A 23,710-nucleotide genomic window follows, 5' to 3' on the forward strand; every position below is an offset into this window, starting at 1 on the left:
AGGATCAGCAGTCATGGAATTTGCAGAACGCCACCCGCTGTGCGCCACGATGCGTGCGCGGGTACTGGAAGAGTTGGCGCGTATAGAGCGCGAGCGCAATGTCACGGTGTTGTACGCCTGTGAGTCCGGCAGTCGGGCCTGGGGCTTTGCCTCGACCGACAGCGACTACGACGTACGGTTCGTGTACGTGGAAAAACCGCAGTGGTTCGTTCAGGTCGACACGCCGCGCGCTGTGATCGAGCGGCCATTGGACGACGAGCTGGACGTCAGCGGCTGGGAACTGCGCAAGACCCTCGGGTTGTTGCGCAAGTCCAACCCGACGCTGCTGGAGTGGCTCGACTCGCCATTGGTGTACCGCAGCGAAAGCGCACAGGTTGCGCAACTGCGGGAGCTGGCCGAGGCGTTCTACAGCCCGCCGGCAGCCCGCAACCACTATCTGTCGATGGCGAAAAACAACTTTCGCCAGTACCTGCAAGGCGACAGCGTGCGGTTCAAGAAGTACTTCTACGTGCTGCGGCCGTTGCTGGCGGTGCGCTGGATCGATCAGGGGCGTGGGCGTCCACCGATGACCTTCGCCGACCTGCTGACCACGGTCGAAGACCGCGCACTGCTGGCTGAAGTCGACGAACTGCTGGCACTTAAACGCAATGCCGACGAGCGCGCCTGCGGTTCGCGTCGTCCGGCGCTGCACAGGTTCATCGCTGCCGAACTCGAACGCGATGCACCCACATTACTCAGAACTCAGGAAGACTCGCGACGACTGGATAACTACCTCAGGGACACCGTCGAGTTGTATGCGTAAGGATTGAAATGGAACAGCAAGTGATTGAACTGGACGGCGCGATTGGCGGTGGTCAGGTATTGCGCAGCGCGCTGAGCCTGTCGATGGTGACGGGCCAGGCATTTCGCATTAAACAGATTCGTGCCCGCCGCAGTCGACCGGGATTGTTGCGTCAGCATTTGACGGCAGTGATGGCGGCTGCCGAAGTCTGCGGCGCGCGGATCGCGGGAGCAGAACTGGGCTCGCAGGAGCTGCGCTTCGAGCCGGGAGCGATTCGTTCGGGGGATTACCGGTTTGCGATCGGAACGGCCGGTAGTTGCACGTTGGTGTTGCAGACACTGTTGCCTGCGCTGTTGCAGGCGCCGGACACAAGTCGCGTAAGGATCAGCGGCGGTACGCATAACCCATTGGCACCGCCGGCTGATTTCCTTATCCGCAGTTGGCTGCCGTTGATGCGGCGCATGGGGGCCGGCATTGAGCTGGACCTGTTGCGTCACGGCTTTGTTCCGGCCGGTGGTGGTGAGATCGACGTCAGGGTGCAGCCTTCGCAATTGGCGCCGCTGGACCTGTGTGAGCGCGGGGCGCTGCTGTCCCATCAAGCCATGGCGCTGACGGCCGGTCTCGCACCGAGCGTCGCCGAGCGTGAGCTGAGTCAGGTGGCGAAACGCTTGAGCTGGGCAGCGGAAACGTTGCATCCGATCACGCTCGATCCGGCGCGTGGCCCCGGTAATGTGTTGTTGCTGGAGTATGTGTTCGAGCAGGTCACCGAAGTCTTCAGTGCCTTTGGCCAGGTGTCGTTACGGGCGGAGAAGGTCGCTGATAGCGCAATCAATCAGGCGGCAGACTGGTTGCGCAGTGACGCAGCGGTGGCGGAACACCTCGCCGACCAGTTGCTGCTGCCGATGGCGCTGGCGGGCGGCGGATCATTTACCACACCAAGAATGACCGAGCATCTGCACAGCAATATCGCGGTGATCGAGCGCTTCTTGCCGGTCACGATCAAATGTTCGGAAGAGGGCGCCGAGCGTCTGCGGGTTGAGGTCCGCAGCAGTCGCTGATCACGTCGCAGGCCCGGATCAATCTCGCAGATGCGGCAATTTGCTGGCCCCCAGGCTTGGACGTCCCCGGCAAAATCGCCTTTTTTCAAAAGGTTAGGTTGGCTATATGCGGACGATTGTCATAACCGTTGCAACGCTTTCCCTGGCTGCTTTCGCTTCGGCCATTGAAGCGAAAGAGTTGAGCAAGAGTCATCGTTTTGCCTGTACCTGGGGCTCGGACATCGCTGCCGGGGCGCAACAGTCGAAGCTCTCGGGGATCTCGTTGTATGGCGCGCGCAAGCAGTTGCAGGTGCGCAAGTTCCAGCAACCGTGGATGCGCATGACGGCGATGGGCATTACCGAGCAGACCTACAACAGCACCTCGAAGCTCAAGCCGGCGGCAGTCAAGCAAACCTATTACGAACAATGCGTGCGGCATGAGCTGGCCCAGCGATAAACCCCAAAACCCAACCTGAAACGGTTGGGCTTTTTCATGCCTGACGAAACGTCAGCGTCACTTGTCAGTCTCGCAATTGACCATCCACGACACGCCAAACCGATCGACCAGCATGCCGAACCGGGCGGCCCAGAATGTGGATTCCAGCGGCATGTCGACGCGACCGTCTTTGGCCAGCGCATCAAACACCCGCTCGGCTTCGGCGATGCTGTCGACGTTGAGGGAGATCGAGCAACCACTCATGCCGCCGGTTGGCCGGTCGGGCGTGGTGTCGGAGGCCATGATCATCTGGTCGCCGACTTTCAGGCAGGTATGGATGACCAGGTTGTGGTGCTCTTTCGGTACATGTTCGGCGGCGGGTGTTTCGCCGAAAGTCATCATCGCTTCGAGTTTGCCCTGTAGGGCTTGTTCGTAAAAAGTGAAGGCTTCGCGGCAGTTGCCGTTGAAGATCAGATAGGGATTGATTCGCATGGTTGCGCTCCTGGCAGTCGGCGCGGAGAGAGGCGATTTTCGCCAGGTTCCGCGACAGGCGGTTAAAAACATAGCAGAGCATTGGACGTCGCAACGGCTGGAGTTTTTCCAGATGTTTTTCTTCTGAAAACACCGCGCTTCAGCACGGATAAACCCTGCGGAGTACCATGACACCCTGTACGACCTGTCGAGCTTGATCTGCCATGCCTTTGATTTCCCGCTTCAACGCCCTGTTCGATCAGGCCCGGCGCGCCTTGCTATTGGTTTGGGCGACATCACGCGGGTTGTTTCTGGGGCTGGTGCTGGCGACCCTGATTGCCGGCGTGCTGCCGGCGCTGGCCGCGTGGCTGGGGCAGCGTATTGTCGATGCGGTGGTGACGGCGATGCAGTTGCACGCGCAGCAGGGCGATGCCCCGCTGTGGCCGGTGTTGCGTTATGTCCTGCTGGAGGCGGGGGTGTTGGCGTTGTTGTCCGGCACGCAACGGGCATTGTCGGTCCAGCAGTCGCTGCTGCGGGTGCAGTTGGGGCAGAAGGTCAACACGCTGATTCTGGAAAAGGCCCAGACCCTGTCGCTGGTGCAGTTCGAGAACTCCGAATTCTACGACAAGCTGGTGCGCGTACGCCGCGAAGCCTCGACTCGACCACTGGCGTTGGTGATGAAGTCGCTGGGACTGATCCAGAACCTGATCATGCTGATCAGCTTTGGTGCGCTGCTGGTGCATTTTTCGCCGTGGGCACTGTTGTTGCTGGTGATCGGCGCGTTGCCGGTGTTCTTTGCCGAGGCACATTTTTCAGGCGATGCTTTCCGCTTGTTTACCCGCCGGGCCCCGGAAAGTCGGCAGCAAAATTACATCGAAACCTTGCTGTCCCACGAGGCCTATATCAAAGAGGTCAAGTTGTTCGGCTTTGCGCCGTTGCTGCTGCAGCGTTATCGGGACACGTTCGCCAAGCTCTATGCCGAGGATCGGCGCCTGACCTTGCGTCGCGATGGCTGGGGTTTTGGTCTCGGCTTGCTCGGCACCGGGGCGTTCTACCTGGCCTATGCGTGGGTGGTGATCGATGCCGTGCACGGCAATATCAGTCTCGGCCAAATGACCATGTACCTGGTGTTGTTCAAGCAGGGGCAAGGCGCGGTCAGTAGCAGCCTGAGCGCAATCAGCGGCTTGTACGAAGACGGTTTGTACCTGTCGAACCTTTACGAATACCTGGCTGAACCGGTGCTGGCCGATTCCGGTCATCTCACCGTCGGCGCGCACCCGGGCGATGGCCTGCGCTTTGAAAACGTCGGTTTTCGTTATCCGGGTGCCAATCGCGCGGCACTGGAAGGCATCGACCTGCACCTGGTGCCGGGCAGGAGCGTAGCGCTGGTGGGGGAGAACGGTTCAGGCAAGACCACCCTGATCAAACTGCTGACCCGCCTGTATCGGCCGGATCAAGGGCGCATCCTGCTTGATGGCAGTGACTTGCTGGATTGGGAAGAGACCACTTTGCGCCGGCGCATCGGCGTGATTTTCCAGGACTACATCCGCTATCAGTTCACCGTGGGTGAAAACATTGGCGTTGGCGATACCCTGGCGTTCAATGAAGAATCTCGCTGGAAGGCTGCGGCTACCGAAGGCATGGCCGCACCGTTTATTGAAGGGCTCGACCGCGGCTACGCCACACAGTTGGGCCGCTGGTTTGCTGGCGGTCAGGAGTTGTCGGGCGGGCAGTGGCAGAAGATTGCCTTGTCCCGGGCGTACATGCGCCGCGATGCCGACATCCTGATTCTCGACGAACCGACCTCGGCGCTGGATCCGGCAGCGGAAGCGGCAGTGTTCGAGCATTTCAGCCAGCACACCGAAGGTCGCATGACCTTGCTGATTTCCCATCGTTTTTCCAGTGTGCGCAACGCCGATCAGATCATTGTGCTGGAGGCCGGACGGATATTGGAGCAGGGCGGTCACGACAGCCTGATTGCCGCCAATGGACGCTACGCCAAACTGTTTGATCTGCAGGCTCGCGGCTATCGCTAGGAGTCCTGCGCGCTGCGCACCAATGCTGGGCCGGCCACGCGCGGCGTGGGTTTGGACTGCATCAGCGCATCGATCGCCTTGCGATAATTCTGCCCGCCCAGCGCCATGCTGTTGTTGTGGGTGGCACCCGGCACCAGAAGCAATCGTTTCGGTTGTTGGGCGGCGTTGAACAGCTGCTCGCTGAAGCGCGGCGGCACGAACGCGTCGGCCATGCCGTGCACCACCAGCAGCGGCATGTGAATTTCGGCGATCTTGTCGATGGAGTCGAATTTCTGCGACAGCAGCCAACGTACCGGCAGCGAAGTGTTGGCCACCGCCGCCGCCACATCGGCGAGAGAGGTGAAAGTCGACTCGATCACCAGGCCTTTGACCGGCAGCGGGGTATGGCCCCGAGCCGCGTCCTGGCCGAGTTCGGCGGCCAGATCAATCGCCACCGCACCGCCCAGGGAGTGGCCGTAGATCAGGCGTTTGCTCGGGTCGGGCTGCAGCAGTTTGAAACGTTCCCACGCCACACGAGCATCTTCGTACACGCTGCTTTCTGAAGGCAGATCACCCTTACTCTGGCCGAAACCACGGTAGTCGATGGCCAGTACCGAGTAGCCGGCCGCGCGCAATTGCTCGATGCGGAACAGCTGTCCGGTGAGGTTCCAGCGCACGCCATGCAGATAGAGAATCGCCGGAGCGTTCGGTCGTTCTGCGGGCCACCACCAGGCATGAATATTCTCCCCGGCCCTGAAGCTCTTGGGCTGCAGGTCGAGTTCCTGCACGCTGCCTGGCAAGCCGTGATACCAGCCGGCCGTGCCCGGTTCGATACGAAACAGCAGTTTGCGCTCGGTGTGTTCGAGCACCGCACAACTCGTCGGCACGCCAATGATCAGCGCAGCCATGCAGGCGAACGCCAGACGGTGACGACGCAAACGGGTCATGAAGGACAGGAACATTAAACGGTTCACCACGGCGCAGACAAAGAAGGCTTTTTACCAGAAGGCTCGGTCTGCGCGTGACTTTTTCGACCACCGTGCGCCCTTAACGATTACAAAATGCTGCGGCTCAATTCACCCGCAGAACGATTTTGCCGATGTGGTCGCCACCTTCCATGCGCGCATGCGCCTGGGCCGCATCGTTCAGCGAATAAACCTTGTCGATGATCGGCAAGCAGCGTCCGGCGGTCAGCGCCGGCCACACGTGTTCGCGCAGTTGCTCGGCAATTTCGGCCTTTTCCTCTGCGGTGCGCGCTCGCAGCAATGAGCCAGTGATCACCGCACGCTTGGCCATGATCGCCAGCAGGTCGATGTCGTTGGCCTTGCCACCACCAAGAAAGCCCAGCATCACCAGCCGGCCATCCATCGCCAGCGCGCTGACATTTGCGTTGAGGTACGAGGCGCCCATGATGTCGAGAATCGCGTTCACCCCTTGGCCTGCAGTTTTTTCGGCGATGACCGTGGCGAATTCCTGTTCGCGATAATTGATCGGCTGCCCACCCAGTTTGCTGATTGCCGCGCATTTATCGGCACTGCCGGCTGTGGCAAAGGCTTCGATGCCGAATTCACGGCACAGCATCAGCGCGGTGGTGCCGATGCCGCTGGTGCCACCGTGGATCAGCACGCGCTGACCACGTTGAGCGTTGCCGAGACCGAACAGGTTGGCCCACACGGTAAAGAACGTTTCCGGGATCGCGGCGGCCTGCACCCAGTCCAGGCCTTCGGGGATCGGCAAGGTTTGCCCGGCCGGCACCGTGCAGTATTCAGCGTAACCGCCGCCGTTGGTCAGCGCGCAAACCTTGTCCCCCACGGCAAACTGACTGACCCCCGCACCCAGCGCCACCACTTCGCCGGCCACTTCCAGACCGGGGATCGGATTCATGCCCGGCTTCATCGGGTACTTGCCTGCCCGTTGCAGGGCGTCGGGGCGGTTGATCCCGGCGGCATGCACGCGAATCAGTACTTCGCCGGCTGCGGCGACGGGCAGGGGCACTCGTTTGGCTTGCAAGACTTCGGGGCCACCAGGTTGAGTGATTTCGATACGGGTCATTTCGCTGGGTAAAGTCATGTCGATTCCTGTTGCTTGAGGTTCTGAAGATGGGAGCACAGCCCGCAGGCAATGATTCCCTTCAATTTTCACAGACGCGCGGTTCAGTCGATGAGGGCAGCCATTTCAGGGCATGCTCCAACAAGATCGCCACGGCAATCGCTCCTGCGGCGATCAAGAAGAGCATTGCGTGATGACCGCCTGTGGCATTGAACAGTGCCGAATAGGCAAATCCGGCCAGCGCCTGAAACGTGGCAAACGAAACGGTGGCGCGGCTCCAGGCGATTTGCTGGCGATGGTGATCAGGCACCAGTTCATGCACGCGAGCCAAGGCCAGAGGCACGATCCCGGGCGGGAATGAACCGATGATCACTGCCAGCACGGCCAACGCCATGAAGGACTGGGAAACCGCCAGCAGTCCCAGCGTAATCGCCTGTACCAGCAATACCAGCCGAATCCCCATCCGCGCGCCAAGTCGATCCGCGAGAAAGCCATAACTTACCGGGCCGACAATTGCGCCCAGGCCATACATCACCCAAACCAGTGCGCCAATTTGCGCCCCGGCACCGAGCCCACGAGCGACGTAATCCACCAGAAACACCATGGCCGGCACCAGTCCTGCGGCCATGAATGCGTATTGGCCGAACAGCAAATAGACGGCGGAGGGGGTTGGCTCAACCGTCGCGCCTGCGTGAGTGGCGGTCGGGTGCGGGAGATCAGCAGGCCAGCCAAACCAGCTTATTGCGGTCAGCAACAGCGACAATCCGCCCAGACCCAACCAGGTGGCGTGCAGGCCCATATTCAATAAGGGTGGGACGATGGTGCCCGAGGCGGCAATCCCCAGGCCGATGCCGAGAAAAATCGCGCCGCTGGCCAGTCCTTTGCGGGATGCCGGCACATGGGGCAGTACAGTCGCCGCCACCAGCACCATAATTGCACCGCCGGTAATCCCCGACAGCAACCGCCAGCCAAAGAACCAGCTCACCGACAACGGAAATGCACAGGCAAAAAACGCCGCGGTGACCAGCAGCATCATCAGTCGCAGGGCGTTTTTATTGCCCAGTTGCCGCGCGAGCGGCCGGCCGAGCAGGGCGCCGATCAGATAGCCGACCAGATTGGCAGCGCCAAGGTAGACCACGTCGTTGGCAGAAAACCACTGCGCCTGAATCAGCGAGGGAATGAGCGGTGTGTAGGCAAAACGCGCCAGACCAATGCCGACCAGGCTGGCGCAGAGTCCCGAGACAATCGGTAACGCTGAGGTTGATGTACGCATGACAGCCATCCTGAGGAAGTTCCATGGCGCTCAGGATATCGGCTATCTTTGCTGCGGTAATGCAGCGATTTGGCTTTATAGTGATGCAAATTCGCATCGGGTGGGACAACATGAACTGGGATGATGCGCGGGTATTTCTCGCGGTATGCAGGGAGTCGACATTACGCGGCGCAGCGCGGGTTCTGGGGGTGGATCAGGCGACCGTCGGGCGACGGCTCACAGCGCTGGAAAAGTCCCTGAGCGCGACCTTGTTCCTGCGCACGTCCGACGGCTACGCACTGACCGCAGTCGGCGAAGCCGCGCTCAAAAGCGTGGAAAAAATGGAGCAGTCGGCGCTGGAGCTTGAGCGGCAGATTCAGGGCCTGGATGATCGTCTGACCGGCACCGTACGCGTCAGCACCACTGATTCACTGGCCATCGACTTCCTGATCCCGGCCATTAGCCGCCTGCACGCGCAGCACCCGGACGTGCGCGTGCAACTGGATGCTTCCACGCAGATCCTTAGCCTGGCCAAGCGCGAGGCCGACATCGCCGTGCGCAATACCCGGCCTGACAATCCCGATCTGATTGCGCGGCGGATTGCGCGGTGGCCCGTGGGATTGTTCGCATCACAGACGTATATCGACGCCCATGGCATCCCGCCGCAGGGGACGGCGTTCGAAGGCCATGACCTGGTGGTCTACCAACCGTATTTGCAGACGCACAAGGACATGACGCTGGTTTGCGAACCGCTGCAGCGCGGGCGGATTGTCGCCAGCCTGAGTTCAAGTCTGTTGGTACGCCGCTCGATAGCGGCTGGCCTGGGCGTAGGAGAAATTCCGGTGTACATGGGCGAGCGCGATGGCCTGATCAGGCTTTGGCCGGAACGCAATCGCCCGCAACCGTATGAGGTCTGGCTGGTGACCCACGCGGACTTACGTCACACCGCACGTGTCAGGGCGGTGATTGAGCAAATTGTCGAGGCGTTTGCACTGGAGAATGAGTGACGGTTCAAAGCGCTTTGGACAAGCCACATCGACTGACGAAACGCCCTACATCCAAAGCGGAATCAGCCGGCTTGTGGGCTTGGAGCGCCAGCCCTACTGTTGATGCAACTTGCAGCGCCAGGAAATCGGTGTGAGTGATGCGCCAGAACAGGTATCGGTAACCCAGGGAAGGGATCGGATTGAAAGCCAGGGAATTCGAGCAATATCAAAGCACTGACACATTGAGCAGAGGTCGTAACACACAAGCAATGAACGCAATCAGCCGTGAAGAATTCAACGCGAGGATCGAGACCATCGAGGCAAGAATGGATGCTCGGGTAGAGCGAGTGCACGCAGATATTCGAGAGTTCCTTTGCTCTCAGGCAGAGCGAGACAAGGCGATTGAGCGCATCCAGTTCGAGCGGGATAAACGTTACGACTCAATGATTCAAGGCATTGCCATCGAATCCAGAGAGGCACTCAAAAAGGCCGGCACCGTGAATGCCAATGTCTGGATGGCAACGGCTGTACATTTGTTTGGCGTGGTCAGCATTGTCGTGGGTGGTTATTTCGCCAGCCAGGCCAACCTGTATGTAGCGGTACAAACAACGTTGGCGGCGGTTCAGGCGGGTAAGGATGTCGGTGCAGCCAAGCCTGCCGAGCAGCCATCATCGGTGTTGCCAAAATAAAAAACGGCCTTCAATCGAAGGCCGTTTTGTTGCCATTGGAAACTCCTGCGTCATGGCATTTGTGGCAGCTCTTGCGGACGCAAGTCAAACACCAGTACTTCGGCATCCACGCCATTGCTCAGGGTCAACGCCTGTTCCTCACGAACCCGCACGCCGTCACCTTCCTGCAGCGACTGGCCGTTGAGTTCAACGCTGCCACGCGCCACATGCACGTAGGCGTAACGGTTGGCGGGCAGTTCCAGCGTCGCGCTTTCCTTGCCATCGAACAACCCGGCGTAAACCCGCGCATCCTGGCGCACTGTCAGCGAACCATCGCTGCCGTCCGGCGAGATGATCAGTTGCAGGCGACCGCGTTTTTTCTGCGTGCTGAAGTGTTCCTGCTGATAGCGCGGCTTGGCACCGGCCACTTCCGGCACGATCCAGATCTGCAGAAAGTGCACCGGCCGGGTGGCCGAATGGTTGAATTCGCTGTGGGCCACGCCACTGCCGGCGCTCATCAGTTGCACGTCACCGGGGCGGATCACCGAGCCGGTGCCCAAGGTGTCCTTATGCTCCAGCGCACCTTCAAGCACGTAGGAAAAGATCTCCATGTCGCGGTGCGGGTGCTGGCCGAAACCCTTGCCGGCCGCCACGCGGTCATCGTTGATCACCAGCAGGTCGGAAAAACCCTGTTCGCGTGGGTCGCGGTAGCTGGCGAAGGAAAAGGTGTGGAAGGACTTCAACCAGCCATGATTGGCGAGGCCGCGGTCGGAAGCTTTGCGAAGGGTCAGCATGATGAATTCTCCTTGCAGGACGTTGATTCGTCCGAGTGAGGAGAAGGTTACTGTTAATCGAATGAGGCAATAAGTAGATCGAAATTGAAATACTGTCCCGCTCAGGTTGACAGTTTTGCGGAGTCGATCACGCATTCTTTTCGCTGGATGTCACGCACTTGGCCATAATGCGGGTCTGTTCCTTCCCTTGATTTCAGTGATGTTCACCCATGAAAACCGTGGCAATGGTGCTGTTCCCCGACTTTCTCCTGCTCGACATGGCCGGCCCCATGGAGGTGTTTTCGGTCGCCAATCGCTACTTGAAACCCGAAGATCATTACCAACTGATCACCTTGGGCACCGAGCACGGGATGCTGCGGGCGTCCAATGGTGTGCGGGTGCAGACTGACCGCCATATTGACGACCCGGCCCAGGCCTTCGACTTGCTGCTGGTGCCGGGTGGACCGGGTGCCTATAACGAAAAACATCCGGCGTTGCTTGCCTGGTTGCAACGATCGGTGGGGCAGTCCGGTTGCTACGGTTCGATCTGCACCGGGGCGTTTGTGCTCGGGCATGCCGGTCTGCTCGACGGTTATCGCGTGACCACTCACTGGAACTACACTGAACGTCTGATCAAGGCGTTCCCCAAGGCGCAGGTGGAAACCGACCAGATTTACACCGAAGATCGCAATCTGATTACTTCGGGAGGCGTGACCGCCGGCATCGATCTGGCACTGGCCGTAGTCGCCCGGGATCACGGGAAAAAGCTCGCTCAGGACGTGGCCAAGGTGCTGCTGGTGGTGATGAAACGTCAGGGCGGGCAAGCGCAGTTCAGTCCGTTGATGGCTGCAGTGGCGCCACAGGAAACCGCGATCACCCGGGTGCAGAATCATGTGTTGGAGCATCTCGACGAAGCCTTTACCGTCGAGCGCATGGCGGGGCTGGCGAACATGAGTACCCGGCATTTTGCGCGGCTGTTTGCGCGGGATGTGAACATGACGCCGATGGAGTTTTTGCAAAACGCCCGGATCGATTGCGCGCGTAATCTGCTGGAAACCACTGAGCTGCCGTTGAAGACCGTGGCCTACAAAAGTGGCTTCGGCAGTGTGCGCCATATGCGTTTTCTGTTTGCGGAAAAGCTCGGCCTGACCCCGGCGCAATACCGCGAACAGTTCAGCTAGAGCGGTTGTGTCCGTCCGGTGCATCCGGATGTCCGTGTTGCGCCCTGTATGGAGGTTGTACCGTCACCTGTGCCTGCCAAGATAAACGGTAACGCTTGGAAGGGAGAAGCGCTGAGCGCCGAGGGCATGCTGCCCGCGCGCGCTGGCGCTGGAAAACGGCATGAACAGCCACAAAGATTTATCCGCTGCATCGGTGTTGTATTTCGGGCCATATGCCTTTCATCTGCGCCAACGGCTGATCCTCGACGGGGATCGACCATTGCGCATGGGCGGCCGCGCCCTCGATATTTTGCAGGTGCTGGTCGAACACGCCGGTCGCGTCGTCCGCAAGGAACAGTTGATCGCCCGCGTGTGGCCGGACAGTGTGGTCGAAGAGATCAACCTGCGGGTGCACATCGCCGCGTTGCGCCGGGCGCTGGGCGATGGCGAGAAGGGCCAGCGCTACATCGTCAACGTGCCGCAATGTGGTTACAGCTTTATCGCGCCGGTGCACGGCGACAGCGTCGCGCAGGTCGTGTTCGACACCTTGCAGACGCCGCAACAGAATCTGCCCGCTCGCCTGACTCCGGTCATCGGCCGCGATTCGCTGGTGGGCCGTCTGGTCCGGCAAATGCCCCTATGCCGCTTGATGACACTGACAGGCCCGGCCGGCATCGGCAAATCCACGGTGGCGCTGCGGGTGGCCGAATTGCTGTTGCAGCATTACCGCGACGGCGTCTGGTACATCGACCTGTCCATGCTCGGTGATGCGCCGTCACTGCTTGAACACCTGTTGCGCACCCTCGACCTTTCGTTCGATGCGTTAGCGTCGCGTCATGCCTTGCTGCTGCTGGATAACAGCGAGCGGTGTCGTGACTCATGCCGGGCATTGGTGGAGCGACTGCAACTGGCGGCGCCGCGGCTGGCGCTGCTGGTCACCAGTCGCGAACCGTTGCAGGCCAATCTGGAAACCCTGCAACCGATTGCGCCATTGACCTTTCCCAAGGCCTCGACACCGGCCAGTATCGATGAGCTCATGGGCTATTCGGCGGTGCAATTGCTGGTCAGTCGCGCGCGTGCCCGGCAGCACGATTTCAGCCTGCGCGAGCAGGATCTGCAAACCGTGTGCAGTCTCTGTCGTCGTCTCGACGGTTTGCCATTGGCCATTGAACTGGCGGCCGCGCAGATCGATGCGCTGGCGTTGGTAGGGCTGCAAGCGCAACTGGACAACGCCCTGCACCTGCTCAGGCATGGCCGCCGCACCGCGAAGCCACGGCATCAATCCATGAGCGCAGCGTTGGACTGGAGCTATCAGGATCTGCGGCCCTGCGAACGTCGGGTCTTGCAGCGCCTGTCGGTATTCAAGATGGCCTTCACCGAAGAGGCTGCGCTGCGGGTCATCGACGGTGGGCATCTGCGATCGGTGATTGAACGCCTGGCTGCCAAGTCATGGCTGACGGTGGAGCGGGGTGCAGATGCGGTGCGTTACCGAATGCTCAATCTTCTTCGCTGTTACGTCCGTGAACAGGCCGAAGCCTGCGTTGAACCGAGTGCTATCGCGTACCATCGTGCGCTGTACCGCAGGCCAAATCGATCAGCTGCGGGTGTGCAACTGTTCATGCAACGCGTCGAGCAGTAAGCGCACTTTGCGCAGGTCCGGCGTGGCATAGCCTTCGGTGAAGCGTTGATGGATCGGGGTCAGCAGCGCCAGTGCTTCGCGGTGGCGTGATTGGCGCTGCCACAGTTGGGCCAATGTTGTGGCGCTGCGCAGTTCCCAGGCCAGCGCGCCTTGGGCACGGGCGATGACGAGGGCGTTTTGCAGGAGGTGTTCTGCCTGCTCGCCAAGGCGTCCCAGCGGACAATCCGCCTCATCCGCCAATAACCGCTCAGCCTCGGCCCGCAGTACCTCCGCCGTGCTCCAGCCTGCCGCGCCACTGTGCGCCCGCTCCAGCAGCGCTTCATCGATATGGCGGGCATCGAGTGTGACCATCAGCTCCTTGATCAGCCCGTTATCCGCCGGCGCGTCGGGTGGGGCCAGGCGTTCATCGATCACCTGCGCATAGTGCCGTCCCCAGCGATAGAACAGCAGCACCGAGTGCTTTTGCGCCTGCTCCAGCAACAGTTGCAACAATTCGCGCGCAGTCCTGGCGTCGCCGTTGTAATGCGCAATCAGGCAGCTGGCCAATGCCAGGGTGTAGCAGATCGACGTACCGTGGTTGATCTGCACGGCGATATCCAACGCCTGCCGAGCAGTGCGCCACGCCTGTTCGGGAAACCCCTGCAGCCACAACACCCGGGCGAGAATGGTCAACGAAGCCACGCTCTGGTCGTACTGCACGCCAAAGCCGTGGGTGAAGCGGTTGCGACAACCACTGTGGGCCATACGCTGAATCACTTGCTCGGCATTGATCCGCGCCTGCGGCTGGTCGCCGGCAAAGTGCAGCGCCAGGACGCGCAAGCGGTGGATGCTCAATGACAGCAGCGGGTCGTCGTGGCCACCGAGGCGGTCGAACTGTTCGCTTTGCTGCAATGCCGCCTGGTAATGCCCGCAGCTGAGATTGACCGCCAAGTGGCCGGAAATGGCGCGTAATTGCGCGGCGACGTCGTGGTGCTGCTGCGCCAGCGCGTGAGCCCGAGTGAACGCTTCAATGGTTTCCGGCGAACCGCCGCAGGTGTGATAACAAGCGCTGCCGAGTGCCAGTTGCAAGGCTGTTTGCAGGCGCGGACAGGGTTGTGCCGCGCTTTCGAGCAGGGTCAACGCCTGACGGACATGCGCGCCATATTCCTTGAGCAATGACAGCTCCTGCCACAACGCGGCCGACGTCGCGGTCAAACGGATGCCGAGAGGGCGCGAGCCGTTGCCGTGCAAACTCCAGTCGAGTGCAGCGCGCAGGTCTTCCAGACCTCGGGCATAGCGCTCGATCCATTGTGTGGTCGGAGTGTGTTCCCACTCGGTCTGCGCTTGCTCCATCAGCGTCAGATAGCGTTCGGCGTGGCGTTCGCGCAGGATTTCGCGTTCGCCGCTGAGTTCGAGTTTTTCCAGGGCGTAATGGCGGGTGGTGTCGAGCAGGCGATAAAACACTTCTTCATCACCGACTTCCACGTTCAGCAGCGATTTACCCACCAGTTGCGTGACCGATGCGAGCACCTGCGTGGGATCGATGTGTTGACCGACGATTACCGCCGCGGCCGAGGCCAGGCTGAAGCTGCCGCGAAACACCCCGAGGCGGCGCAGGCAAGTCTGCTCGCAAGGGGTGAGCAGATTGAAACTCCAGTCCAGCGTGGCGTGCAGCGTTTGATGCCGCGCATGGCGCTGGTGGTTGCCCGCCGCCAGTGGGTGCAAGTGATCCTGCCATTGCTCCAGCAGGCCGCTCAGGCCCAGGGTTTCGACCTGCGCTGCCGCCAGTTCCAGAGCCAATGGAATACCGTCCAGACGCCGGCAGATTTCCATCGCCAGGGGTAACTCGGCGTCGCTCAGTTCAAAGCGTTCATGGGCGCCCATCGCTCGTTCGACGAACAGTTGCAGGGCGGCGAAAGTCATCGCCTGCTCGCGATCGAGACGGCTCGTCGCAGGCGGGCAATCGAGGGATTCCAGACGCTGCACGAACTCGCCCTCAGCGCGCAGACTTTCGCGGCTGGTGGCCAGAATATGGACCTGCGGCGCGCCGCGCAGAAGGCTCTCGACGAGCAGCGCCACGGCATCGATGAGGTGCTCGCAGTTATCGATCACCAGCAGCATCTGCCGCTCGCGCAAATCGTTGATCACACTCGCCAGCGGCGCGCCGTCGTGTACTGCCAGATCGAGCAGGGTCGCCAGTTGTGAGGCGATCAGCGCCGGGTCGTTGAGCGGCGCCAGATCCAGCAGGCGGATGCCATCGCGATAGCGTCCGAGCAACTGCTCGGCGACGCGCAGGGCGACGGTGGTCTTGCCGATGCCGCCGGGGCCGATGAGGGTGATGCAGCGCTGTCGCGGCAGTTGCTGCATCAAGCTGTCCACCAATGACTGGCGCCCGATCATCCGGGTACGGCGCAGCGGCAGGTTGTGACGCCCGGGCGCCGCCTCCAGTAGCCGTTGTCCGTTGGCGTGCACCGTCAGTGGGGCTACGAAACTGTAGCCGCGCTGGGCCACGGTCACGATATAGCGCTGACCGGCCTGACCGTCGCCCAGTGCCTTGCGCAGGGCGGCCATGTGCACCCGCAGATTGATGTCCTCGACGACGGTGTCCGCCCATACGCCGGCGAGCAGTTGCTGCTTGCTCACCACTTCCCCGGCATGCGCCAGCAGCATCAGCAGAATATCCATGGCGCGCCGTCCCAGCCGCAACGGCTGGTCACCTTCCATGACCAATCGTTGCTCGGTGTAAATCCGATAGGGGCCGAAGCCGATGGCCTGATTCGGGGAAAGACTCAACAGCGCACTCCTGCGGTGATGCGGCGATCCTGGCAGATGGACGCTGCGTGAAGACGCAGATCGTCGGCTACAAGGTATCGCAGCATATTCCTCAGGTTTGGCCATCAGTGCAACGCCGGGCTCCTGCGCAACGCTCAAAAGCTCAGATGCCGTGTCCGGGTGTCTTTGTCTTCACGCATGACCTGACAGCGCCAGGCAAACGGATTGATCCCTTCGCTGCGGGTGAACATGTGACAGAAATGTGCCTGATCACAGAATCCGCAATCCAGGCTGATCTGCGTCAGGCTCAGGTCGGTGTGGCGGATCAGCAGCTTGGCGCGGGCAATGCGCTGTTCGCGAATCCAGTCCTGCGGCGCGAGGCCGGTGCTGGCCTTGAACGCCCGGGAGAAATGGCTGCGCGACAATGAGCAGGCGCGTGCCAGCTCGGCCACTTCCAGGCTTTCTCCGAGGCGTTCGAGGATCAGTTGTTTGACCTGCCGCTCCCGTTGCGGGCTGAGGCCGCCGATAAGCGGCCGGGGCGTTTCGCTGGCAGGGGCGAGGGCGACGGATTGCTGTAGATGAGCCATGGCCGGTGTCCGTGTCGTGGAGGTGAAAAACAACGCTGCGCAGAGGCCTTCATTGTTAAGAAGGGACATGCCGGCTGACGAGTTAATCGTTGTTAATTCGCAGGCCTGACACGGATGCAAACCACCGTTGATCGGGTAAAGTGCTCAGCACTTGCGAACGGTCTTAGAAGGAATTGCAGCCCATGAACCGTAACGATCTGCGTCGTGTCGACATGAACCTGCTGGTGATTTTCGAAGCGCTGATGTTCGAAAAGAACCTGACCCGTGTCGCCGAAAAACTGTTCATGGGCCAGCCAGCAGTCAGTGCCGCGCTGGGGCGTTTGCGTGACCTGTTCGATGATCCGCTGCTATTGCGCAACGGCCGCAGCATGGAGCCGACGGCGCGTGCGCTGGCGATTCTGCAGGAGCTGCAACCGGCGATGGATGTGATCTCCGGCGCGGTCAGCCGGGCCAAAGAGTTCGACCCGGCCAGCAGTTGCGACGTGTTCCGCATCGGCCTGTCGGACGACGCCGAGTTCGGTCTGTTTCCACCGCTGCTGCGCAACCTTCAGCAAGAAGCACCGGGTATCGTCGTGGTCGTACGCCGCGCCAACTATCTGCTGATGCCGGCGTTGCTGGCTTCCGGGGAAATCTCGGTCGGGGTCAGCTACACCACTGATCTGCCGGCCAACGCCAAGCGCAAGAAACTGCGCGACATTCCCTGCAAGGTCCTGCGTGGTGATGATCGCCCGGGCCCGCTGACCCTCGACGAATACTGCGAGCGCCCGCACGCAATGGTGTCGTTCTCGGGGGATCTGAGCGGCAACATTGACGTGGACCTGGCCAAGGTCGGCCGGCGCCGCCGAGTGGTGCTCGGCGTGCCGCAGTTCAGCGGTTTGCGCGCCTTGCTCGCCGGCACTGAAATGATTGCCACCGTGCCGGATTATGCCGCGTGTGCGCTGGTCGAAGGTTGTGCGTTGCGGGCCGAGGATCCACCATTTCCGATTGATGCGGCGCAACTGTCGATGGCGTGGAGCGGAGTGCATGACAACGACCCGGCGGAGCGCTGGCTGCGGTCGCGGATCAGTCAGTTCATGTCGGTGCCGCTGGATATTCCTGTGACCTGATACTGTCGGTGGTCGCTTCGGTACCGTTCGTCGTGACTGTCAGATCTGTCAGTACCTGTTCCGGGAGACTTCAGTTTCCATTGAGTTCGCCGTCCGGCTCATTCGGACCGGCTCAACTCGAAAGGAATCTGTTATGGAAATGCCAGTCAGCACCAACACGGTGAACCTGAAAACTGCGACCGAAAGTTTCACAGAGAATTTTGACGAATTACCCGACTCGTTCATTCCCGGGGTTATTGGAACCGGGACCATTACTACGCCAGTCATGGAGATCAGCTTCGTGACGGGGGCCCCGAGTGGCGGTATCTGGGTCGGTGGGCCCTACAATCCCGGCTTCCAGGGAAAACAGTTGTTGGGGCAGGTGGGGCCCGATCAAACACAGCGTTTCCGCCTTAAGCTCAAGACTCCAGCGACTTCCATGCGGTTCAGACATGCGCAGGATTTCCCTGTGACGGTCTATGTTTATGATGAGGATGACCTCGTAGATAAGCATGAGCTCCAAAGTAAGGGTGTCGGCATCTATGAGTCCAAAGCAACCCGCATTACTCGGGTGGAGTTTCGTCAAAATAAACATAAATATGATAACAGCGTGTTGTTGGACGACTTCGTGTTCGGGCGCTGATCCCGTAAGTAGATCCGTGCAATAAGCGTCCATCAGCAAAACGGCCTGCGGGCCGTTTTCTGTTACTGCCGCCGAGATGTAGACCGACCGGTGCAATACCGGGCGGGCAAAGAGAGCACACCCATCCAATTTCCCCTGGATCAATCGTTGCACCATTACCGGCAATGATTGATCAAGGGTGGGCCCATGAACGCTGTACAACGCAATGACCGGGCGCAAAACCTCGGCCTGCTGTTTCTGCGGGTGACCGGCGGGTTGTTTCTACTGTTCGTCCACGGCTTGCCCAAGCTGCTGGACTTCACCGCGCAACTGCAACTCATCGAAGACCCGTTCCATCTCGGTGCTCACCTCACGTTGATCCTGGCGATCGTCGCCGAAGTCCTCTGTCCGCTGCTGATCGTCGCCGGGGTGCTGGCGCGATTGGCCTGCTTGCCTATTCTTTTTGTGCTGCTGGTAGCGCTGCTGCTCGTGCATCCGCAATGGAGTGTGGCCGAAGGGCAGTTCGGCTGGTTGCTGTTGATCCTCTTCACCACTGTGCTGATCGCCGGGCCCGGACGGCTGGCGCTCAATGCTCGTTTGCCCGGAGTGCTTCGCTATGCCTGATACCCCGTCCCTGAGAAAACCGGGAACCGAAGAAACCGTGACGCTGATCGTCAAGCACCGGGTCAAGGCCGGCTTCGAACAGCCCTACGAAGCCTGGCTACGCAATATCGTCAGCGTGGCGGGGCGTGAAGAAGGGCACTTGGGTGTGGACGTAATGCGCAGCAAACAGGGTGGCCTCGCGCTGTTCACCTGCGTGTTGCGTTATTGCTCGACCGAGGCGATGCAGCGCTGGCTCGACTCCCCACAGCGTCAGGCGCTGATCGAAGAAGCCGCGCCGATGCTCGCCGACGGCGACCAGACCGAGGTCAATGCGGCCAACGAATTCTGGTTCACGCCACTGGTCGACGCTGCCACGCCACCTCCACGCTGGAAGCAGGCCGTCGTGACGCTGTTCGTGATCCTGCCGCACACCTTGCTGGTGCCGCTGATCTGGGGACCGCTGCTGCAGCTCAATGCATTCCTGTCCAACTATGTGGTCGCCACGTTCCTGATCACCCTGACCATCGTGCTGTCGGTGGTGTACGTCTGCATGCCGGCCGCCACTCGCTTGTTCGCACCGTGGCTGGCGGCCAGTCAGCCCCATGAACACCTGGAATCCAACGCCCATCCGCCGCGCTGAAGGGGCGGATACGGACTTCGTTTCACTTATCTCGAAGGAACTGCGATGAACGCCGATCTGATTCTGTTCAATGGCCAATTTCATACGGTAGACCGCGAAAAACCCCTCGCCAGTGCTGTGGCGATCAAGGACGGACGCTTTGTCGTCGTCGGTAACGACACCCAGGCCATGGCCCTGCGTGGTTCGGCCACGCAAGTGATCGACCTGCACGGGCGCTGCGTGATCCCCGGCCTCAACGACTCGCACCTGCACCTGATCCGTGGCGGCCTCAACTACAACCTCGAACTGCGCTGGGAAGGCGTGCCGTCGCTGGCCGATGCACTGCGCATGCTCAAGGAACAGGCCGACCGCACGCCGACCCCGCAATGGGTGCGCGTGGTCGGTGGCTGGAACGAATTCCAGTTCGCCGAAAAACGCATGCCGACCCTCGAAGAACTCAACCAGGCCGCACCGGATACCCCAGTGTTCGTCCTGCACCTGTACGACCGCGCGCTGCTCAACCGTGCCGCACTGCGGGTTGCCGGTTACACCCGCGACACGCCGAACCCGCCGGGCGGCGAGATCGTGCGCGATGCCAATGGCAATCCGACCGGGATGCTGGTGGCGCGGCCGAACGCGATGATTCTGTACTCGACGCTGGCCAAGGGGCCGAAGCTGCCGCTGGACTATCAGGTCAACTCGACCCGGCAGTTCATGCGCGAACTCAATCGCCTCGGCCTGACCAGCGCGATCGATGCCGGTGGTGGTTTCCAGAACTATCCCGACGACTATCAGGTGATCGAGCAACTGGCCAAAGACGACCAGTTGACCGTGCGCATCGCCTACAACCTGTTCACCCAGAAACCGAAAGAAGAGCTGACCGATTTCCAGAACTGGACCGGCAGCGTGAAGTTGCATCAGGGCGATGACTTCCTGCGCCACAACGGCGCTGGCGAAATGCTGGTGTTCTCAGCGGCGGACTTCGAAGACTTCCTCGAACCGCGTCCGGACCTGCCGCAGAGCATGGAACAGGAACTGGAGCCGGTGGTGCGCCACTTGGTCGAGCAGCGCTGGCCATTCCGCTTGCACGCCACCTACAACGAATCGATCAGCCGCATGCTCGACGTGTTCGAGAAGGTCAATCGCGATATTCCGTTCAACGGCCTGCCGTGGTTCTTCGACCACGCCGAAACCATCACCCCGCAGAACATTGAGCGGGTGAGGGCACTGGGCGGCGGCATCGCGATTCAGGATCGCATGGCGTTCCAGGGCGAATACTTCGTAGACCGTTACGGCGCGAAAGCCGCCGAAGCCACGCCACCGATCAAACGCATGCTCGCCGAAGGCGTGCCGGTGGGCGCCGGCACCGATGCCACGCGGGTTTCCAGCTACAACCCGTGGACGTCGCTGTACTGGATGGTCAGCGGCCGCACCGTTGGCGGTCTGGCCTTGTACGAAGAAGGTTTGCCGCGCACCACTGCGCTGGAATTGTTCACCCACGGCAGCGCCTGGTTCTCGTCCGAGCAGGGCAAGAAGGGCCAGATCAAGGTCGGGCAACTGGCGGATCTGGCGGCGCTGAGCGCGGACTTCTTCCACGTCGAAGAAGAAGCGATCAAGTGGATCGAGTCGGTGCTGACCGTGGTCGGCGGCAAGATCGTTTACGCCGCCGGCGATTTCGAAGACCTCGGCCCACGCTCGATCCCCGTGCTGCCGGACTGGTCGCCGGTGGTCAAGGTGCCGGGCCACTGGCGCCCGAATTCGCCTTTGCAGGCGCAAGTGCATCAGTGTGTCGGTGCCTGCGCGGTGCACGCGCACAGCCATGAAAAAGCCCGACTGTCGAACGCACCGGTCAGTGACTTCGCCGGTTTCTGGGGCGCGTTTGGCTGTTCCTGCTTCGCGTTCTGATTACTACAAAAAAGCGCCGGCCACCCGGTCGGCGCCTCATGCAACAACCATCCACCGAGGAGTTTCCCATGAGCGTTCCCTACAAGCGTCTGAACAAAGATGATGCGGTCGTGCTGCTGGTCGACCACCAGACCGGTCTGATCTCGCTGGTACAGGATTTCTCGCCAAACGAATTCAAAAACAACGTGCTGGCACTGGGCGACATCGCCAAGTTCTTCAAGCTGCCGACCATCCTCACCACCAGTTTCGACGCCGGCCCGAACGGCCCGATCGTGCCTGAGCTGCGCGAGCAGTTCCCGGATGCACCGTTCATTCAACGTCCTGGCCAGATCAATGCCTGGGACAACGAGGACTTCGTCAAGGCAATCAAAGCCACCGGCCGCAAGCAACTGATCATCGCCGGTGTGGTGACTGACGTCTGCGTGGCGTTCCCGACCCTGTCGGCCATCGCCGAAGGTTTTGAAGTGTTCGTGGTGACCGATTCTTCCGGCACCTTCAACACCACCGTGCAACAAGCGGCGTGGGCGCGCATGTCGGCGGCCGGTGCACATCTGCTGAACTGGTTTGCCGTGGCCTGCGAGCTGCAAGGCGACTGGCGCAACGACATGGAAGGCCTGGCGCACCTGCTGTCCGAACGCCTGCCGAACTACCGCAACCTGATCAACAGCTACACCAAGTTCACTGCCAAGTAAGAAGATCAAAAGATCGCAGCCTGCGGCAGCTCCTACAGAGGAACGCGTTCCAATGTAGGAGCTGCCGCAGGCTGCGATCTTTTGCTTTTAACGTTTCTGCAGCCACCCCAAAAAACCACCTTTGCGCACCGCCACCGGTTTGGCCATCAACGCCAGCCGGCTGTTCTGCTGTCGCACGGCCTGCAATTTGGTCAACGCCTGGCCGACTTCGCTGCGCTGCTCCATGCACTGACGGGTCAGGGCTTTGTCGAGGCGGTAGATGATGCTCGACGTCAGTGCGGTGAACGTCGCTTGCGACGGCGTATCGGCGAGGATGCTCTGTTCGCCCATGACCTCACTTGGCCCCATGCGTCCGGCCTCGGTCTGGCCGTCGCCGTCGGGCACGGTCGCACTGACCACGCCGGTGGCGATGACAAACAGACTGTCGGGCACTTCATCCAGACCCAGCACCACCTGACCGGCCGCGTATTGTTGCGCGACCATCGATTCGGCGAGGCGATCACGTTCCTCATGGCTCAGCGAGCGGAAAACTTTCACTTCATCGAGCAACGCCCGGGCGCGGGTCGAGGGTTCGATCACACCGTCCGGATGCCGGGAAATACCTGCAGCTTCGAGATGCCGGTGGGCGAGGTCGAACAGTTGATTGCGCACTTCACCTTTCTTGCCCAGTTCACTGATGAAACCGCTGGCGACATACTCCGACATCTCCTCACCGGCCTCTTTCAACACGGCTTTGGGCGGTGGATTGAGCAGCAGACTGCTGCTGCCCTGCAGGGTGCGGTCGAGCGCTTCGAGCACGCGCCGTGGGCGAATGTGATTCGGCACCTTGATACTGATCGAGACCCCGTGCAGGTTGGTCGGACGGCTGAGATTGACGATTTTCGCCTTGGCCGCCACCGAGTTCGGTACGACCGCCAGGGTGCCGCTGCTGGTCAACAAATGCGTGGCGCGCCAGTCGATGTCGATGACCTTGCCCTCGACGCCGTCGATCACCACGAAATCGTCGACCTGATACGGCTTGGTGGTGTTGAGCACGATCCCCGAGAACACGTCGCTCAAGGTGCTTTGCAACGCCAGACCGACGACGATCGCCACCACCCCGGACGTCGCCAGCAAGCCTTTGACCGGCAGCTCCAGCACATACCCGGCGGCCGCGACGATTGCCGCCAGAAACACCAGCGCGCCAATCACATCCTGCAACAGCCGACCGCTGTGGCCGATGCGTCGCATCAGAATCAGGCCGATCACTTCGGTCAGCACCCGCGCAGCGTACAGCCACCAGAGAATGCCCAGCGCCGTCGCCCCGAGCTGCGCCACCGGGTCATCGGCAAACAGTGGAGCCTGCAACGGGCTGACGCCGGCATTGATGGCCAGCGCGCTGAATGCCAGAAACAGCACCAGCCGCACACCGACCCGCGGTGCGCGGTGCTTGAACGGGGCGAGGTGCCAGAGCAGGGCGTCGAGCAGCAGCAGGGCGGCGCTCCAGGACAGCAGGTGGGTGAGGAAGAAGGGCATGATGTGCTCCACGATGATGAGCGCTGTTGTGGCGAGGGAGCTTGCTCCCGCTTGAGCGCGCAGC

At 61.0% G+C, this 23,710-nt stretch carries 22 protein-coding genes; 14 read left to right on the forward strand and 8 right to left on the reverse strand.

The genetic code is table 11. The annotated features are described in order from the left end of the window. Positions 1-13: 13 nt before the first annotated feature. The 3 genes from ACM6HV_RS19885 (at position 14) to ACM6HV_RS19895 (ending at position 2,275) form a co-directional block, all read left to right on the forward strand. Positions 14-802 carry a nucleotidyltransferase domain-containing protein gene (locus tag ACM6HV_RS19885; protein ID WP_414905090.1) on the forward strand — a complete coding sequence of 263 codons (789 nt, stop codon included), beginning with the start codon at positions 14-16 and terminating at the stop codon, positions 800-802. Positions 803-810: 8 nt separating this feature from the next. Continuing rightward, a complete protein-coding gene (rtcA, locus tag ACM6HV_RS19890; RefSeq protein WP_145595132.1) occupies positions 811-1,839 on the forward strand; it encodes an RNA 3'-terminal phosphate cyclase in 1,029 nt (342 codons plus the stop codon). Between the two features lie 106 nt (positions 1,840-1,945). Further along, the gene (locus ACM6HV_RS19895; protein WP_041066178.1) at positions 1,946-2,275 is read left to right on the forward strand and encodes a hypothetical protein; all 330 of its coding nucleotides are present in this window, start codon (positions 1,946-1,948) and stop codon (positions 2,273-2,275) included. A gap of 57 nt (positions 2,276-2,332) precedes the next feature. Here the strand turns inward: ACM6HV_RS19895 and ACM6HV_RS19900 are convergent, their stop codons facing one another. Beyond that, the gene (locus tag ACM6HV_RS19900; protein ID WP_414905091.1) at positions 2,333-2,746 is read right to left on the reverse strand and encodes a VOC family protein; all 414 of its coding nucleotides are present in this window, start codon (positions 2,744-2,746) and stop codon (positions 2,333-2,335) included. A gap of 203 nt (positions 2,747-2,949) precedes the next feature. On the opposite strand from ACM6HV_RS19900, the gene ACM6HV_RS19905 reads away from it, so the two are divergent. Next, positions 2,950-4,761, forward strand: a complete 1,812-nt coding sequence (locus ACM6HV_RS19905) for an ABC transporter ATP-binding protein (protein WP_414905092.1) — start codon at positions 2,950-2,952, stop codon at positions 4,759-4,761. Here the strand turns inward: ACM6HV_RS19905 and ACM6HV_RS19910 are convergent. From ACM6HV_RS19910 to ACM6HV_RS19920, 3 genes are all read right to left on the reverse strand, one after another. Beyond that, the gene (locus ACM6HV_RS19910) at positions 4,758-5,702 is read right to left on the reverse strand and encodes an alpha/beta hydrolase (RefSeq protein WP_414905093.1); all 945 of its coding nucleotides are present in this window, start codon (positions 5,700-5,702) and stop codon (positions 4,758-4,760) included. The genes ACM6HV_RS19905 and ACM6HV_RS19910 overlap by 4 nt on opposite strands. Positions 5,703-5,811: 109 nt before the next feature. Beyond that, complete coding sequence (locus ACM6HV_RS19915) at positions 5,812-6,810, reverse strand: NAD(P)H-quinone oxidoreductase (protein WP_414905094.1); 999 nt, start codon at positions 6,808-6,810, stop codon at positions 5,812-5,814. Positions 6,811-6,871: 61 nt separating this feature from the next. Next, the gene (locus tag ACM6HV_RS19920; RefSeq protein WP_414905095.1) at positions 6,872-8,062 is read right to left on the reverse strand and encodes a YbfB/YjiJ family MFS transporter; all 1,191 of its coding nucleotides are present in this window, start codon (positions 8,060-8,062) and stop codon (positions 6,872-6,874) included. 110 nt (positions 8,063-8,172) lie between these two features. On the opposite strand from ACM6HV_RS19920, the gene ACM6HV_RS19925 reads away from it, so the two are divergent. Continuing rightward, complete coding sequence (locus ACM6HV_RS19925) at positions 8,173-9,048, forward strand: LysR family transcriptional regulator (protein WP_414905096.1); 876 nt, start codon at positions 8,173-8,175, stop codon at positions 9,046-9,048. A gap of 179 nt (positions 9,049-9,227) precedes the next feature. Further along, a complete protein-coding gene (locus ACM6HV_RS19930) occupies positions 9,228-9,716 on the forward strand; it encodes a hypothetical protein (protein ID WP_414905097.1) in 489 nt (162 codons plus the stop codon). A gap of 50 nt (positions 9,717-9,766) precedes the next feature. On the opposite strand, the gene ACM6HV_RS19935 is transcribed toward ACM6HV_RS19930, so the two are convergent. Then, positions 9,767-10,489 carry a pirin family protein gene (locus ACM6HV_RS19935; RefSeq protein WP_145595145.1) on the reverse strand — a complete coding sequence of 241 codons (723 nt, stop codon included), beginning with the start codon at positions 10,487-10,489 and terminating at the stop codon, positions 9,767-9,769. A gap of 209 nt (positions 10,490-10,698) precedes the next feature. Between ACM6HV_RS19935 and ACM6HV_RS19940 the strand changes: the two genes are divergently transcribed. Beyond that, the gene (locus ACM6HV_RS19940) at positions 10,699-11,649 is read left to right on the forward strand and encodes a GlxA family transcriptional regulator (RefSeq protein ID WP_041066198.1); all 951 of its coding nucleotides are present in this window, start codon (positions 10,699-10,701) and stop codon (positions 11,647-11,649) included. A 160-nt stretch (positions 11,650-11,809) separates the two neighbouring features. Beyond that, complete coding sequence (locus tag ACM6HV_RS19945) at positions 11,810-13,267, forward strand: ATP-binding protein (RefSeq protein ID WP_414905098.1); 1,458 nt, start codon at positions 11,810-11,812, stop codon at positions 13,265-13,267. Here the strand turns inward: ACM6HV_RS19945 and ACM6HV_RS19950 are convergent. Together ACM6HV_RS19950 and ACM6HV_RS19955 are read right to left on the reverse strand one after the other, a co-directional pair. Beyond that, positions 13,223-16,039 carry an ATP-binding protein gene (locus ACM6HV_RS19950; RefSeq protein WP_414905099.1) on the reverse strand — a complete coding sequence of 939 codons (2,817 nt, stop codon included), beginning with the start codon at positions 16,037-16,039 and terminating at the stop codon, positions 13,223-13,225. The two genes, ACM6HV_RS19945 and ACM6HV_RS19950, sit on opposite strands and share 45 nt — an antisense overlap. A gap of 134 nt (positions 16,040-16,173) precedes the next feature. Further along, entirely contained in the window at positions 16,174-16,605 is a 432-nt protein-coding gene (locus ACM6HV_RS19955) for a helix-turn-helix domain-containing protein (RefSeq protein ID WP_041066207.1), read from the reverse strand. Positions 16,606-16,787: 182 nt separating this feature from the next. Between ACM6HV_RS19955 and ACM6HV_RS19960 the strand changes: the two genes are divergently transcribed. The 6 genes from ACM6HV_RS19960 (at position 16,788) to ycaC (ending at position 22,131) form a co-directional block, all read left to right on the forward strand. Then, the gene (locus tag ACM6HV_RS19960) at positions 16,788-17,711 is read left to right on the forward strand and encodes a LysR substrate-binding domain-containing protein (RefSeq protein WP_414905100.1); all 924 of its coding nucleotides are present in this window, start codon (positions 16,788-16,790) and stop codon (positions 17,709-17,711) included. Positions 17,712-17,844: 133 nt separating this feature from the next. Continuing rightward, positions 17,845-18,333 (forward strand): hypothetical protein, encoded by a 489-nt coding sequence (locus ACM6HV_RS19965; RefSeq protein ID WP_414905101.1) that lies wholly within the window; start codon positions 17,845-17,847, stop codon positions 18,331-18,333. Between the two features lie 186 nt (positions 18,334-18,519). Beyond that, entirely contained in the window at positions 18,520-18,936 is a 417-nt protein-coding gene (locus ACM6HV_RS19970; RefSeq protein ID WP_414905102.1) for a DoxX family protein, read from the forward strand. Continuing rightward, positions 18,929-19,555, forward strand: coding sequence for an antibiotic biosynthesis monooxygenase (locus tag ACM6HV_RS19975; RefSeq protein ID WP_145595157.1), 627 nt, complete (start codon positions 18,929-18,931; stop codon positions 19,553-19,555). Before ACM6HV_RS19970 ends, ACM6HV_RS19975 begins: the two co-directional genes overlap by 8 nt. Before the next feature lie 45 nt (positions 19,556-19,600). Then, the gene (locus ACM6HV_RS19980; RefSeq protein ID WP_047293332.1) at positions 19,601-21,439 is read left to right on the forward strand and encodes an amidohydrolase; all 1,839 of its coding nucleotides are present in this window, start codon (positions 19,601-19,603) and stop codon (positions 21,437-21,439) included. Positions 21,440-21,507: 68 nt separating this feature from the next. Continuing rightward, entirely contained in the window at positions 21,508-22,131 is a 624-nt protein-coding gene (gene ycaC / locus ACM6HV_RS19985; RefSeq protein ID WP_041066222.1) for an isochorismate family cysteine hydrolase YcaC, read from the forward strand. An 87-nt stretch (positions 22,132-22,218) separates the two neighbouring features. Here ycaC and ACM6HV_RS19990 read toward each other — a convergent pair whose 3' ends face one another. After that, complete coding sequence (locus ACM6HV_RS19990) at positions 22,219-23,646, reverse strand: mechanosensitive ion channel domain-containing protein (RefSeq protein WP_414905103.1); 1,428 nt, start codon at positions 23,644-23,646, stop codon at positions 22,219-22,221. Between the last annotated feature and the right edge of the window lie 64 nt (positions 23,647-23,710).

This window comes from Pseudomonas sp. IT-P260 (assembly GCF_949768395.1).
In the GTDB taxonomy this organism is placed as follows: domain Bacteria; phylum Pseudomonadota; class Gammaproteobacteria; order Pseudomonadales; family Pseudomonadaceae; genus Aquipseudomonas; species Aquipseudomonas parakoreensis.